Annotated in this window: 11 protein-coding genes; all 11 read left to right on the top strand. The window is 64.4% G+C overall.

Going from position 1 to position 13400, the window contains the following annotated elements; genetic code table 11:
- The first annotated feature begins 86 nt into the window (after window positions 1-86).
- The 11 genes from lepA (at window position 87) to ACFJIU_RS16990 (ending at window position 13384) form a co-directional block, all read left to right on the top strand.
- Window positions 87-1895, top strand: coding sequence for a translation elongation factor 4 (gene lepA / locus ACFJIU_RS17040; protein WP_379061741.1), 1809 nt, complete (start codon window positions 87-89; stop codon window positions 1893-1895).
- Window positions 1896-2276: 381 nt separating this feature from the next.
- The gene (locus ACFJIU_RS17035) at window positions 2277-4298 is read left to right on the top strand and encodes a hydantoinase/oxoprolinase N-terminal domain-containing protein (RefSeq protein WP_379061739.1); all 2022 of its coding nucleotides are present in this window, start codon (window positions 2277-2279) and stop codon (window positions 4296-4298) included.
- Window positions 4299-4577: 279 nt separating this feature from the next.
- Window positions 4578-6296, top strand: coding sequence for a malate synthase G (locus tag ACFJIU_RS17030; RefSeq protein WP_379061737.1), 1719 nt, complete (start codon window positions 4578-4580; stop codon window positions 6294-6296).
- Window positions 6256-6750, top strand: a complete 495-nt coding sequence (locus tag ACFJIU_RS17025) for a hypothetical protein (RefSeq protein WP_379061735.1) — start codon at window positions 6256-6258, stop codon at window positions 6748-6750. Before ACFJIU_RS17030 ends, ACFJIU_RS17025 begins: the two co-directional genes overlap by 41 nt.
- Before the next feature lie 395 nt (window positions 6751-7145).
- Window positions 7146-7820: a tRNA (adenosine(37)-N6)-threonylcarbamoyltransferase complex dimerization subunit type 1 TsaB gene (gene tsaB / locus ACFJIU_RS17020; RefSeq protein WP_379061733.1), complete on the top strand. Its 675-nt coding sequence runs from the start codon at window positions 7146-7148 to the stop codon at window positions 7818-7820.
- Window positions 7820-8311 carry a GNAT family N-acetyltransferase gene (locus tag ACFJIU_RS17015; RefSeq protein ID WP_379061731.1) on the top strand — a complete coding sequence of 164 codons (492 nt, stop codon included), beginning with the start codon at window positions 7820-7822 and terminating at the stop codon, window positions 8309-8311. Before tsaB ends, ACFJIU_RS17015 begins: the two co-directional genes overlap by 1 nt.
- 27 nt (window positions 8312-8338) lie before the next feature.
- Window positions 8339-9133, top strand: a complete 795-nt coding sequence (locus tag ACFJIU_RS17010; protein ID WP_379061729.1) for a lysophospholipid acyltransferase family protein — start codon at window positions 8339-8341, stop codon at window positions 9131-9133.
- 148 nt (window positions 9134-9281) lie between these two features.
- Entirely contained in the window at window positions 9282-10673 is a 1392-nt protein-coding gene (gene miaB, locus ACFJIU_RS17005; protein ID WP_379061726.1) for a tRNA (N6-isopentenyl adenosine(37)-C2)-methylthiotransferase MiaB, read from the top strand.
- Window positions 10674-10769: 96 nt separating this feature from the next.
- Window positions 10770-11762: a PhoH family protein gene (locus tag ACFJIU_RS17000; RefSeq protein WP_379073136.1), complete on the top strand. Its 993-nt coding sequence runs from the start codon at window positions 10770-10772 to the stop codon at window positions 11760-11762.
- Between the two features lie 36 nt (window positions 11763-11798).
- Complete coding sequence (gene ybeY / locus ACFJIU_RS16995; RefSeq protein WP_379061724.1) at window positions 11799-12281, top strand: rRNA maturation RNase YbeY; 483 nt, start codon at window positions 11799-11801, stop codon at window positions 12279-12281.
- 26 nt (window positions 12282-12307) lie between these two features.
- Window positions 12308-13384 (top strand): hemolysin family protein, encoded by a 1077-nt coding sequence (locus ACFJIU_RS16990; RefSeq protein WP_379061722.1) that lies wholly within the window; start codon window positions 12308-12310, stop codon window positions 13382-13384.
- The last annotated feature ends 16 nt before the right edge of the window (window positions 13385-13400 follow it).

The following is a 13400-nucleotide window of genomic DNA, read 5'->3' as shown; positions in this document are numbered from 1 at the left end:
ACAACCGCTAAAGATTTAACGGATGTGCGCAACCCCAGCAGCCCCGCCGCTTGCCGGAGCATTCCACCCCTGATAAAGGCCGCGCCATGAGCACGCCCATTTCCAACATCCGCAATTTTTCGATCGTGGCCCACATCGACCACGGCAAGTCGACGCTGGCCGACCGCCTCATCCAGATGACCGGCGCGCTGGAGGCGCGCGAGATGACCGAGCAGGTGCTCGACAACATGGACATCGAGCGCGAGCGCGGCATCACCATCAAGGCGCAGACCGTGCGCCTGAACTACAAGGCCAAGGACGGCCAGGATTATGTGCTGAACCTCATCGACACGCCCGGCCATGTCGACTTCGCTTATGAAGTGTCGCGCTCGCTGCGCGCCTGCGAAGGCTCATTGCTGGTGGTCGACGCCTCGCAGGGCGTCGAGGCGCAGACGCTGGCCAACGTCTACCAGGCCATCGATGCCAACCACGAGATCGTCGTGGTGCTGAACAAGATCGACCTTCCCGCCGCCGAGCCGGACCGCATCAAGGAACAGGTCGAGGAGGTGATCGGCCTCGACGCCTCCGAGGCCGTGATGATTTCGGCCAAGACCGGCATCGGCATCGACGAAGTGCTGGAAGCGATCGTCACCAAGCTGCCGCCGCCGCGCGAAGGCGATGCCGCCAAGCCGCTCAAGGCCATGCTGGTCGACAGCTGGTACGACGCCTATCTCGGCGTCATCGTGCTGGTGCGCGTGATCGACGGCGTGCTCAGGAAGGGCCAGAACATCCGCATGATGGGCACCGGCGCCAGGTATCCCGTCGAACGCACCGGCTTCTTCACGCCGAAGATGATCCAGGCCGACGAGATCGGCCCCGGCGAGTTCGGCTTCATCACCGCCTCGATCAAGGAAGTGGCCGACACCCGCGTCGGTGATACCATCACCGAGGACCGCCGCCCGACCACGGACCCTCTGCCGGGTTTCAAGCCGGCGCAGCCGGTGGTGTTCTGCGGCCTGTTCCCGGTCGATGCCGCCGACTTCGAGGATCTGCGCGCCGCCGTCGGCAAGCTGCGCCTCAACGACGCGTCGTTCTCGTATGAAATGGAAACTTCCGCGGCGCTGGGCTTCGGCTTCCGCTGCGGCTTCCTTGGCCTGCTGCATCTGGAAATCATCCAGGAGCGGCTGGAGCGCGAGTTCGACCTCGATCTCATCGCCACGGCCCCTTCTGTCGTTTACCGCCTGGCGCTGACCGACGGTACGGTGAAGGAGCTGCACAACCCGGCCGACATGCCGGACGTGGTCAAGATCGACCACATCGAGGAGCCTTGGATCCGTGCCACCATCCTGACGCCGGACGACTATCTCGGCGGCATCCTGAAGCTGTGCCAGGACCGGCGCGGCATCCAGGTCGACCTGTCCTATGTCGGCAAGCGCGCCATGCTGGTCTACGAGCTGCCGCTCAACGAAGTGGTGTTCGACTTCTACGACCGCCTAAAGTCGATCTCCAAGGGCTACGCCTCGTTCGACTATCACCTGACCGACTACAAGGAAGGCGACCTCGTCAAGATGTCGATACTGGTCAATGAGGAGCCGGTCGACGCGCTCTCCATGCTGGTGCACCGCACAGCGGCTGAAAAGCGCGGCCGCGCCATGTGCGAAAAGCTGAAGGAGCTGATCCCGCAGCACATGTTCAAGATCCCGATCCAGGCTGCCATCGGCGGCAAGGTGATCGCGCGCGAGACGATCTCGGCCCTGCGCAAGGACGTGACCGCCAAGTGTTACGGCGGCGACGTCACCCGCAAGCGCAAGCTGCTGGACAAGCAGAAAGAAGGCAAGAAGCGCATGCGCCAGTTCGGCAAGGTCGATATCCCGCAGGCAGCTTTCATCGAGGCGCTGAAGATGGGAGATAGCTGACGCTGGTGGGGTGAGGTGGCCGGTGGTCCAGATGGACTCTTGATCCAGAGCTACTAGCTTCTCTCGCCTCTCTCTTCGCGCTATCACTCCCGCGCATGGTTCGTCTCTTCCTCCTGATTCCGTTGGTTTTGTTGTGCGCCTGCGCGTCGGGTCAGTCGGTGCCCCGGGCTCCAATCAAGGCTGTGACGCCTGATGTGGCCGAGCCGCTCGATCCATCGATCAAGCCGCTCAGCCAGGAGCTGGAGGAAGCCGGGCAACAGAAACGCGGTCCTGCCTAGGCGCCGGTGGTTCTCAAGCCATCTCTGGCCCAGCCCATCAGCCTTTCGCCGTCAGCCGCGATGGTCTAAAGCCCGAACAGCTTCTGTCTTGCTTGGGCTCGCCGTGACTGCTTCTCCCTCCGCTCCGCTTTTCCTCGGTATCGACACCGGCGGCACCTATACCGATGCTGTGCTATGGTCCGACACGGGTGACAAAGGCATCGTGGTTGCCAAGGCAAAGTCGCTGACGACGCGGCACGACCTTGCCGTCGGCATTTCCGGTGCGGTGGGCCAGGTGCTGGAACAGACCGGCGCCGATCCCGCCTCGATCAAGCTGGTCTCGATGTCGACGACGCTCGCCACCAACGCGCTGGTGGAGGGGCAGGGCGGGCGCGTGGCGCTGGTCATGATCGGCTTCGGCCAGGCCGACCTCGAGCGCGATGGCCTGAAGACGGCGCTCAGCACCGATCCGGTGTTTTTCTGCCCTGGCGGGCATGACGTGCACGGCAATGCCGCGGCGCTCGACCTTTCCGAGCTGCAAGCGGTGCTGCCGGAACTTGGCCGCTCCGTCTCGGGCTTCGCCGTCTGCGCCTATTTCGCCACCCGCAATCCCGCCCATGAACTCGCCGCCCGCGAGCTGATCCGCGACGTCACCGGCTTGCCGGTCACCTGCAGCCATGAACTGTCGTCGAAGCTTGGCGGACCGCGCCGTGCGCTGACCACTCTGCTCAATGCCCGGCTGATCGCCATGATCGACCGGCTGGTCGCGGCCACCGAGGGCTTCCTCGCCGAGCGTGGCATCGCCGCCCCCTTGATGGTGGTGCGCGGCGACGGCGCGCTCGTCTCTGCCGATTTCGCGCGCCAGCGGCCGATCGAGACCATTCTTTCGGGGCCTGCAGCTTCGCTGGTCGGTGCCCGCCACATGACCGGGCTGGACGATGCCGTTGTTTCCGACATCGGCGGCACCACCACCGACGTCGCCGTGCTCGACAAGGGGCGCCCGCGGCTCGATCCCGAGGGCGCAACCGTCGGCGGCTTCCGCACCATGGTGGAGGCTGTCGCCATGCGCACCTTCGGCCTCGGCGGCGATTCGGAAGTGACGCTGGAGGACGGCGGGCTCTCGCCGAGGATCCAGCTGGGGCCTCGCCGCGTCGTGCCTCTGGCGCTGGCCGGTCTTGCCCATGGCGAGGCGGTGATGGCCGAGCTGGAACGGCAGCTGCGCGCACCCAATCCCGGCCGCATGGACGGACGCTTTGCGGTGCGCACCGGCGTGCCGGAACGGCTGGCGGCCGGTTTGACCGCGCCGGAGGCCAAGCTCTATGAGACGATCGGTAGTGTGCCGCTGCCGATCGATCGATTGCTCACCTCCAACGCGCAGAATGCGACACTGAACCGGCTGGTTGCACGTGGGCTGGTCCATATCGTCGGCTTCACGCCCTCGGACGCGGCGCACACGCTGGGCAGGCAGGCCAACTGGGACGCTGCTGCGGCCCGGCTCGGCGCCGAATTGTTTGCGCGCCGCAAGGACGGGCGCGGCCAGCCGATCGCCGCCTCGCCGGAGGAGATTTCGGAGCGTGTGCTGGTGGCGCTGACCCGGCTTTCGGCGGAAGTCATCTTGGAGACAGCTTTCGCCGAAGACGGGCTGGATGGCGCCGCCACCGTGGCGCATGCGCTGGTGCAGCGCGCGGTCGACGCCCATCCCGGTATTGCACGCCTGACCGTGGCGCTCGACCGGCCTGTGATCGGGCTCGGCGCTTCGGCGCCGCTGCATTATGCGGCGCTTGCGCCGCTCGTCGGCAACGAATGCCTGGTGCCGGGCGACACCGACGTCGCCAATGCGCTGGGTGCCGTGGTCGGCCAGGTGCGGGTGACGGCGGAGGCACGTGTCAGCCAGCCGAAGGAAGGGCTGTTCCGGGTTTCGTCCGGTGAAGGCGTGCGCGATTTCACCAAGGAAGACGAGGCCATGGCCAAAGCGGAAGCGGATGTGCGCAAGCTGGTCGCCCTGCGCGCCGGCGAGGCCGGCACCGACACCGCCGAGATCGACATTGCGCGCGACATCCGTGCTTCCGTGGTCGAGGGACAGCGCATGTTCATCGAGGCGCATGTCGTGGCAACGGCTGCCGGCCGGCCGCGTATCGCGGCTTAGGCTGCACAGCCGCGCTCGTCCTGCTCGGGAGGTGCAAAATCGTGGCCTGCTGCTTTGTTGCAAACACTAAATCGATTGTTCCGCAACGACACCCGGTTTGCGACTGACGACGAATTGACCAGGCGGCGCTGACATGCCAAAGCCCGCCCGTCCCTGACCAACCGTGCAAGGCTGGTCAGGCTTGTCGTTTGCCGCAGGTTCCCGCCGCCAAACCGTGGGACACTTGCGGAACCTGCTTGGCCGCCTTGCTCCCAGGCGGCATTTCTGGAGACTGTCTATATGACCGATCGGATCGAGATCGCCGGATTGCAGATCGCCCGCGAACTGCATGACTTCGTTGCCAATGAGGCCGTTGCCGGCACCGGCGTGAACGCCGCCGATTTCTGGGCCGGCTTTTCGAAACTGGTGCACGATCTCGCGCCGAAAAACCGCGCGCTGCTGAAGAAACGCGACGATTTCCAGGAGAAGATCGACCGCTGGTATCGCGACAATGGCGCGCCGGTCGATGTCGCGGTCTACAAGGATTTCCTGAAGGAGATCGGCTACCTGCTGCCGGAAGGCCCCGCCTTCAGCGTGTCCACCGACAATGTCGACCCGGAGATCGCCGTCGTCGCGGGCCCGCAGCTCGTCGTGCCGGTGATGAATGCACGTTACGCGCTGAACGCTGCCAATGCGCGCTGGGGTTCACTCTATGACGCGCTCTATGGTACCGATGCCATTGCCGAGACCGACGGCGCCGAGAAGGGCAAGCATTACAATCCGAAGCGCGGCGAGAAGGTCATCGCCTGGGCGCGCGCTTTCCTCAACGAGGCAGCACCATTGGATGGCGCGGTCTGGCAGGACGCGCGTTCCTTCACCGTGACTGGCGGCGCGCTGCGCGTATCGCTCAATAGCGGCCGCACCACCGGCCTGAAGCGGCCGGAGCAGTTTGCCGGTTATCTCGGCGAGGCGGCCAGCCCTAACCAGTTCCTGCTCGCCAACAACGGCCTGCACATCGAGGTGCTGATCGATCCCAATTCTACCATCGGCAAGAACGACGCCGCCCACATCTCCGACGTCTGGCTGGAATCTGCGCTGACCACCATCATGGACTGCGAGGATTCGGTCGCGGCGGTCGATGCCGAGGACAAGGTCGTCGTCTACCGCAACTGGCTCGGCCTGATGAAGGGCGACCTGGCCGAAGACGTGAGCAAGGGCGGCAAGACCTTCACCCGCAAGCTCAATCCCGATCTCGACTACACCGCGCCGGACGGCTCGACCTTCCCGCTCAAGTGCCGCTCGCTGATGCTGGTGCGCAATGTCGGCCACCTGATGACCAATCCGGCCATCCTGCTGTCTGATGGTTCCGAGGTGCCGGAAGGCATCATGGATGCCGCTGTCACAGCGCTGATCGCGCTGCATGATGTCGGCGAGAACGGCCGCCTAGCCAATTCGCGCGAAGGCTCGCTCTACGTCGTCAAACCGAAGATGCACGGGCCGGAGGAAGTCGCCTTCGCCGTCGAGATCTTCGACCGCGTCGAAAGGCTGATCGGCATGAAGCCCAACACCATCAAGATGGGCATCATGGACGAGGAGCGGCGCACCACCGTCAACCTCAAGGAATGCATCCGCGCCGCCAGGGAGCGCGTGGTGTTCATCAACACCGGCTTCCTCGACCGTACCGGCGACGAGATCCACACCTCCATGGAAGCCGGCGCCATGCTGCGCAAGGGCGACATGAAGCAGGCGGCCTGGATCTCGGCCTACGAGAACTGGAACGTCGACACCGGTCTGGAATGCGGCCTCGCCGGCCACGCCCAGATCGGCAAGGGCATGTGGGCGATGCCCGACCTGATGGCGGCGATGCTGGAACAGAAGATCGCCCACCCCAAGGCCGGCGCCAACACCGCCTCGGGTGCCGTCGCCGACGGCGGCGACGCTGCACGCCACGCATTACCACAAGGTCGACGTGCACGCCGTGCAGGAAAGTCTGAAGAGCCGGCCGAAGGCCAGGCTTGACGACATCCTGACCGTGCCGGTGGTCAAGCGCCCGAACTGGACGCCGGATGAGATCCAGCGCGAGATCGACAACAATGCGCAGGGCATCCTCGGCTATGTCGTGCGCTGGATCGACCAGGGCGTCGGCTGCTCCAAGGTGCCGGACATCAACGATGTCGGCCTGATGGAAGACCGCGCCACGCTGCGCATCTCCTCGCAGCACATCGCCAACTGGCTGCACCACGACATCTGTTCGCACATCCAGGTGCTGGATTCGCTGCAGCGCATGGCCGTCATCGTCGACACCCAGAATGTCGGCGATCCGAGCTATCGCCCGATGGCGCCGGACTTCGACCAGTCCATCGCCTTCCGCGCCGCCTGCGACCTGGTGTTCAAGGGCCGCGACCAACCGAACGGCTACACCGAGCCGGTGCTGCACAGGCGCCGTCTCGAACTGAAAGCCAAACAAGGCTAGCCGAGGCGACCGTAAGGAGCTGTGGTCGGCTTGGTGGCACTGGTCGCCGCGCTTCGCCATCGCTTCGCTGGAGGTGCGTCCTTCGAGGCTCGCCCACCTGGGTTTTGCCGCTTTACAATGTCTTGCGGGCTCGCACGTCAGGATGAGGCCGTCGCATGATCCCGGCCAAATTCTGAGACGTCCAGGTCTCGAAACGGCACAACGGTCCTCATCCTGAGGTGCGAGCCCCCGCAACGCTTCGGAATAATGCCAAAAAGTCACGCGGGCGAGCCTCGAAGGACGCACCAATCGATGTCGGCAACGAATGGCATTCGCACGCCCAAATCGAAGCGCCGATAAGCTGAAATCCTCACGCGGCTTGTAGCCGGCGCGGCGATCGGTTACGCGAAGCTGACATGAAACTGCTCGCCATCGATTGCTCCGCCAACCTGTGTGCCGCCTGCGTCTACGACACGGCGACGGGCCGTATCCTGGGTCGGCATGTCCTCGACCTCGGCAAGGGCCATGCCGAACATCTGCTGGCGGTCATCGACAGGGCACTGGACGAAGCTGGCATCACCTTCGCTGATCTCGGCGCCATCGCCATCTCCACCGGGCCCGGTTCCTTCACCGGTATCCGCGTCGGCGTTTCCACCGCGCGCGGTCTGGCGCTCGCACTGAAGATTCCCGCGATCGGCGTCACCACGCTGGAAGCGCTGGCGGCGGAAGCGGCGTCAGCCTTTCCCGGCCGCTCCGTGCTGGCCGTGCTCGACGGCGGGCGCGGCGAAATCCATGCCGCATTGTTCGGCACTGACGGTGCCGCAGTCTACGGCCCCGCCATCGCCACGCTGGAGGAAGCCTCCGACATGGCTGAGCAGAATGCGGCAGTGCTTGCCGGCACTGCCGCCGAGGTGGTTGCCGCCGCTGCCGGTGGCAGGTTCGATTTTGGTCACCCTGTCGCCACTGCCGATATCGCCACCTATGCGCGTCTGGCGGCTTCGAAGGGGCCGGGAGAAAAGCCCAGGCCGGTCTATCTGCGCGATGCGGACGCCAAACCGCAGGCCGGTTTTGTGCTGCCGAGGGCCGGGTGATGCGCATTCCGTTTTTTTCGCCGCGCCGCGAATATGCACTCGAGCCGTTGACCGTTGCGGATGCCGCTGCCGTGTCGTCGCTGCATCACGAGGATTTCGTGCGGCCATGGACCGATGGCGAATTCGCCACGCTGCTCGGCCAGGATACGGTTTTCGGCTTCGCCGCCCGTGAGGTCGGCCATGGTGCCGAGCCGCCGGTCGGTTTCGTGCTGGCCAGGCTTGCCGCGGGCGAGGGCGAAATCCTGACCGTGGCGGTCGCGCGCACGCATCGCAGGCAAGGGCTCGGCTGGCAATTGATGGATGCGGTGCTGCGCAGCCTGCACGGCGAACGCGCCGAGGCGCTGTTCCTGGAAGTCGACGAAACCAACGTTGCGGCACTGACCCTCTACCGCCGGCTCGGTTTTCGCGAAGTCGGCAAGCGGCCGAATTATTATCGCTCTCCCGAACATGGTCCCACCGGCGCGCTTGTCATGCGCCGCGATCTCCGCTAGCCCGACTACGCTGCATTCGGGGACGTGATGGTCGGAAAAATCAGGACGCTTCTGGCTTTCGTTTACGTCGTGCTGGCAACCGCCGTGCTGGTGCCGCTGCAGCTCATCTCGATGAAGACGGGATGGTGGCCGGAAACCGTTATCCTGAAGGTCTGGCACCGCGCCGTGGCGCGCGCCCTTGGCCTTCGCGTCCATGTCCACGGCACTTTGTCCAACCAGCGGCCGCTGCTGGTCGCCTCCAATCATATTTCGTGGACGGATATCCTCGTCCTCGGCTCGCTGGTCGATGTGAAGTTCATTGCCCGCGCCGATATGGTGAACTGGCCGGCGATCGGAAAGCTGTCGAAGCTGCAGCGCACCGTTTTCATCGAACGCGAGCGCAAACGCACCTCCGGCGATCAGGCCAACGAGATCGCGGCCCGGCTGGCCAAGGGTGACGCCATGGTGCTGTTCGCGGAGGGCACCACCGGCGACGGCAATATGGTGCTGCCTTTCAAGACCACGCTGTTTGGCGCCGCGTCCATGGCGATTGCCGAAGGAGCGGCCGACGAGGTGTTCATCCAGCCGGTGGCGATCGCCTACACCCGCCTGCATGGCGTGCCGCTCGGCCGACGCTGGCGGCCGGTCGCTTCCTGGATCGGCGACCAGGATCTGGGCCCGCATCTCATGACCCTGCTTGCCGAGGGCGGTCTCGACGTCGAGGTGCATTTCGGCGAACCAGTGGCATTCTCCAAGCAGTCCAACCGCAAGGAAACGGCGCGTGTCGTCGAAGCGCAGGTGCGCGGGATGATGCAGGCAGCGCTCAGCGAACCTGCGAAGTAGTGCTGTTCGCCGGAAACGGCTGTTTTTCAGGATCGAAAAGCGTTAGAGCAATTCCAGGAAAAGTGCGTAGCGGTTTTCCGTCCGGAATTGCGTCAAAACAAGGAGATAGAGCGGGTTGCCGTTTGCAACCCGCTCGTGAAGCCGCCGCATGGAACTGGAAACGCTTTCGCCGAACCCGGACAAGGGTGTCGACACCCCTCAGCCGAAGAAGGTCTTCGTCAAGACCTATGGCTGTCAGATGAATGTCTATGACTCGCAGCGCATGACCGATGCGCTGGCGGCTGACGGCTACGCTGAGACCAGCGTCATCGAAGATGCAGACCTGGTGTTGCTCAACACCTGCCACATCCGCGAGAGGGCTGCCGAGAAGGTTTATTCCGAGCTCGGCCGCATTCGCGAACTGAAGGCGGAAAAGGCGGCGGCCGGCCGCGAGATGTTGATCGGTGTTGCCGGCTGTGTCGCCCAGGCCGAGGGCCGTGAGATCATCCGCCGTGCTCCGGCCGTCGATCTGGTGATCGGTCCGCAGACCTATCATCGCCTGCCGGATGTGCTGGCGCGTGTCCGCAATGGCGGCCGGGTGGTCGAAACCGAATATGCGCTCGAGGACAAGTTCGAGCACCTGCCGCAGCCAAAGCGCGCACAGGTCGCCAAACGCGGCGTGGCAGCCTTTCTCACCGTGCAGGAAGGCTGCGACAAATTCTGCACCTTCTGTGTCGTGCCCTATACGCGCGGCTCGGAAGTGTCGCGGCCTGTCGCCCAGATCATCGCCGAGGCCGAGCGGCTGGCCGAGGCCGGCGTGCGCGAAGTGACGCTGCTTGGTCAGAACGTGAATGCCTGGCACGGGGCAGGGCCTGATGGTGCCGAGTGGGGGCTGGGGCGGCTGCTCTATCGCCTGGCTGAAATTCCCGGCATCGCCCGGCTGCGCTACACCACCAGCCATCCGCGCGACATGGATGATGAGCTGATTGCCGCGCATCGCGACCTGCCGAGCCTGATGCCCTATCTGCATCTGCCGGTGCAGTCGGGTTCCGACCGCATCCTCAAGGCGATGAACCGCCGCCACAAGGCGGAGGATTATCTGCGTCTGATCGATCGCGTCCGCGCCGCGCGCTCGGACATTGCGATGTCGGGCGATTTCATTGTCGGTTTTCCCGGTGAGACGGATGCCGATTTCGAAGACACGATGCGGCTGGTGCGGGAGGTGGGCTATGCTTCCGCATTCTCGTTCAAATATTCGCCGCGTCCCGGCACGCCGGGAGCCGAAATGGAAGACCATGTGCCGGAACCGCTGAAGGACGAGCGCCTGCATGCGCTGCAGGCACTGCTGGTTGAACAGCAGCAGGCTTTCACGGCGTCGATGGTCGGGCGCACCATGACGACGCTGATCGAGAAGCCCGGCCGCCAGGCCGGCCAGAAAGTCGGACGCTCACCGTGGCTGCAGCCGGTGATTGTTGATGAAAAGGTCGGCGAAATCGGTGACATTATTGAGGTGCGAATCACGCGTCCGGGCTTCAACAGCCTGTACGCCGAGCCTATCTGAGTTGCGGGTCTGAATGACGTGTCAGATGAGGAGAGACGTTTGAGCGCCACTGAACTGAAGAACGCGCCCCCAAGCACTGCATCCGGGGCCTCGGATATGGCGCATATCGTTCTGACTTTCGACAACAACAAGCTGGCCAGTGCGCTTTACGGCCAGTTCGATGAGAATTTGGCGCGGCTGGAGCAGAAGCTCGGCGTCGACATCCGTTCGCGCGGTAACCAGCTCACCATCAAGGGTTCTTCGACCGCCGCCGAACAGGCGCGTCGTGCCTTGGACAATCTCTACGATATCCTGCAGAAGGGCGCCGATATCGCCCAGTCGGACGTTGATGGCGCCGTGCGCATGGCGGTTGCCGCCGATGACCAGCTGGTGCTGCCGACGATGGAGCGCAAGGGCAAGGTGTCCGCCGCACAGATATCGACCCGCAAGAAGACCATCTATGCCCGTTCCTTGAACCAGGACGCCTACATGCGCGCCCTGGAGCGCTCGGAACTGGTCTTTGGCATCGGCCCGGCCGGTACCGGCAAGACCTATCTGGCGGTCGCGCATGCCGCGATGCTGCTGGAGCGTGGCATGGTCGAGCGCATCATCCTGTCGCGTCCTGCGGTCGAGGCGGGCGAGCGGCTCGGCTTCCTGCCCGGCGACATGAAGGAAAAGGTCGATCCTTATCTGCGCCCGCTTTACGACGCCCTTTACGATATGATGCCGGGCGACAAGGTCGAGCGTGCCATCGGCGCGGGCGTCATCGAGATCGCGCCGCTGGCCTTCATGCGCGGACGCACGCTGGCGCATGCCGCCGTCATCCTCGACGAGGCGCAGAACACCACCCAGATGCAGATGAAGATGTTCCTGACGCGTCTGGGCGAGAATTCACGCATGATCATCACAGGCGATCCGACCCAGATCGACCTGCCGCCCAACACCAAGTCGGGCCTCGTGGAAGCGTTGCGCGTCCTCGACGGGGTCCCGGGCATCGTGACGGTGCGTTTCGCCGATGGCGACGTCGTGCGTCACCCGCTGGTTGGAGAGATCGTCCGCGCGTATGACCGCGACGGCAAGGTTTCCCGCGGTCTGGGGGCGGATAACTGATCCTTTCAGTATGCCTGCCTGTCAGCACAGGGCTCGATGACGTTGCCTGAACTGCCACTCGACATCGATCTCATGGTCGAGGCTGGCGCTTGGCCAGCCGAGGCAAAATTGCTTGGCCTTGTCGAGCGCGCCGCGGCTGCTGCCTTTGCCGAACTCAAGCTGGCGGGAACGTCTGAACTCAGCGTCGTCTTCACCGATGACGCCGCCATCCGGACGCTGAACGCGGAATGGCGCGGCAAGGACAAACCCACCAACGTGCTGTCCTTCCCGGCTTTTCCTCCGGCCAAGGGGGGCCGACTGCCGCCGATGCTCGGTGATATCGTATTGGCTGCCGAGACGGTGGCACGCGAGGCGGCGGAGGAGAAAAAGCCAGTCGAGAACCATGTCAGCCATCTGCTGATCCATGGCCTGTTGCACCTGCTGGGCTATGATCACGAGACCGATGACGAGGCCGAGGAGATGGAAGCGGTCGAGCGCGCGGCGCTGGCGAGACTTGCCATTCCCGATCCTTATGCGTAACTAAACATTCAATTGACCGGACGACGATGAACGAGAAATCAGAGACTGCCGCCCCCACGGACGCCGGCAGTGCCTTAAAGGCTTCCGGAAAGACGGAAGAAACGCCCAGTCCGAGTATCAGCTCCGGCAGTGTAGCGAGCGAGCCTTCTTCTGCCGGTCCCTCCCTGTTCGAGCGTGTCCTGGGTCTCTTCCGCCAGCGCAACGGGACCTCGCTGCGCGAGGAAATCGCCGACGCGCTTGCCGAAACCGAGTCCGGCACGGAATCCTTCTCGCCCGGCGAACGGGCGATGCTCAACAACATCCTGCGCCTGCGCGAAGTTCGTGTCGAAGACGTGATGGTGCCACGAGCCGACATCCAGGCTGTTGAGATCGGCACCACGCTGGGCGACCTGCTGGTGTTGTTCGAACAGTCCGGGCATTCCCGCATGCCGGTCTATTTCGAGACGCTGGATGATCCGCGCGGCATGGTTCACATCCGCGACGTGCTCGCCCACATCACACGTCTTGCCCGGGTCAAGAAGCCGGGCCGCGCCAGCCGCAAGACGCCCGCCGCGGCGCTGCTCGACCTTACCCAGGTCGATCTTGCCCGCACCATCGGCGATCTCAGCCTGATCCGGCCGGTGCTGTTCGTGCCGCCCTCGATGCTGGCTTCGGACCTGATGGGCCGCATGCAGGCGGCGCGGACGCAGATGGCGCTGGTCATCGATGAGTATGGCGGCACAGACGGCCTCGCTTCGCTGGAAGACATCGTCGAGATGGTCGTCGGCGACATCGAGGACGAGCACGATGATGACGAGCCGATGATCACCCAGGCCGGCGACGGCATCTACGTGGTCGATGGCAAGGCGGAAATCGATGACGTCGCCAAGATGATCGGCGAGCATTTCGCCGCCGGCGAACATGGCGAGTCGGTCGACACGATCGGCGGCATGATCTTCAACACGCTGGGCCGGGTACCGGCGCGGGGCGAGGTGGTCCAGGCCATTCCGGGCTTCGAGTTTCACATTCTCGATGCCGATCCGCGCCGCGTGAAACGCGTCCGCATCATCGAAAGCCAGAAGGCGATCGAGCGCCGCCGCCGCGCGCGCGCCGAGCAGGCCTAAACTTCCGCAAGTTTTT

Origin of the sequence: Mesorhizobium sp. UC74_2, assembly GCF_042701485.1 — a bacterium.
GTDB lineage: Bacteria > Pseudomonadota > Alphaproteobacteria > Rhizobiales > Rhizobiaceae > Mesorhizobium.
Note: the sequence above shows the minus strand (reverse complement) of the source record. Positions and strands in the feature narration are given on the sequence as shown.

Coding starts and splice junctions, on each gene's coding strand:
- ACFJIU_RS17010 (WP_379061729.1), top strand. CDS start 8,339: ATGGTCGGAAAAATCAGGACGCTTCTGGCTTTCGTTTACGTCGTGCTG.
- ACFJIU_RS17000 (WP_379073136.1), top strand. CDS start 10,770: ATGGCGCATATCGTTCTGACTTTCGACAACAACAAGCTGGCCAGTGCG.
- ACFJIU_RS17015 (WP_379061731.1), top strand. CDS start 7,820: ATGCGCATTCCGTTTTTTTCGCCGCGCCGCGAATATGCACTCGAGCCG.
- ACFJIU_RS16990 (WP_379061722.1), top strand. CDS start 12,308: ATGAACGAGAAATCAGAGACTGCCGCCCCCACGGACGCCGGCAGTGCC.
- lepA (WP_379061741.1), top strand. CDS start 87: ATGAGCACGCCCATTTCCAACATCCGCAATTTTTCGATCGTGGCCCAC.
- ACFJIU_RS17030 (WP_379061737.1), top strand. CDS start 4,578: ATGACCGATCGGATCGAGATCGCCGGATTGCAGATCGCCCGCGAACTG.
- ybeY (WP_379061724.1), top strand. CDS start 11,799: ATGACGTTGCCTGAACTGCCACTCGACATCGATCTCATGGTCGAGGCT.
- miaB (WP_379061726.1), top strand. CDS start 9,282: ATGGAACTGGAAACGCTTTCGCCGAACCCGGACAAGGGTGTCGACACC.
- tsaB (WP_379061733.1), top strand. CDS start 7,146: ATGAAACTGCTCGCCATCGATTGCTCCGCCAACCTGTGTGCCGCCTGC.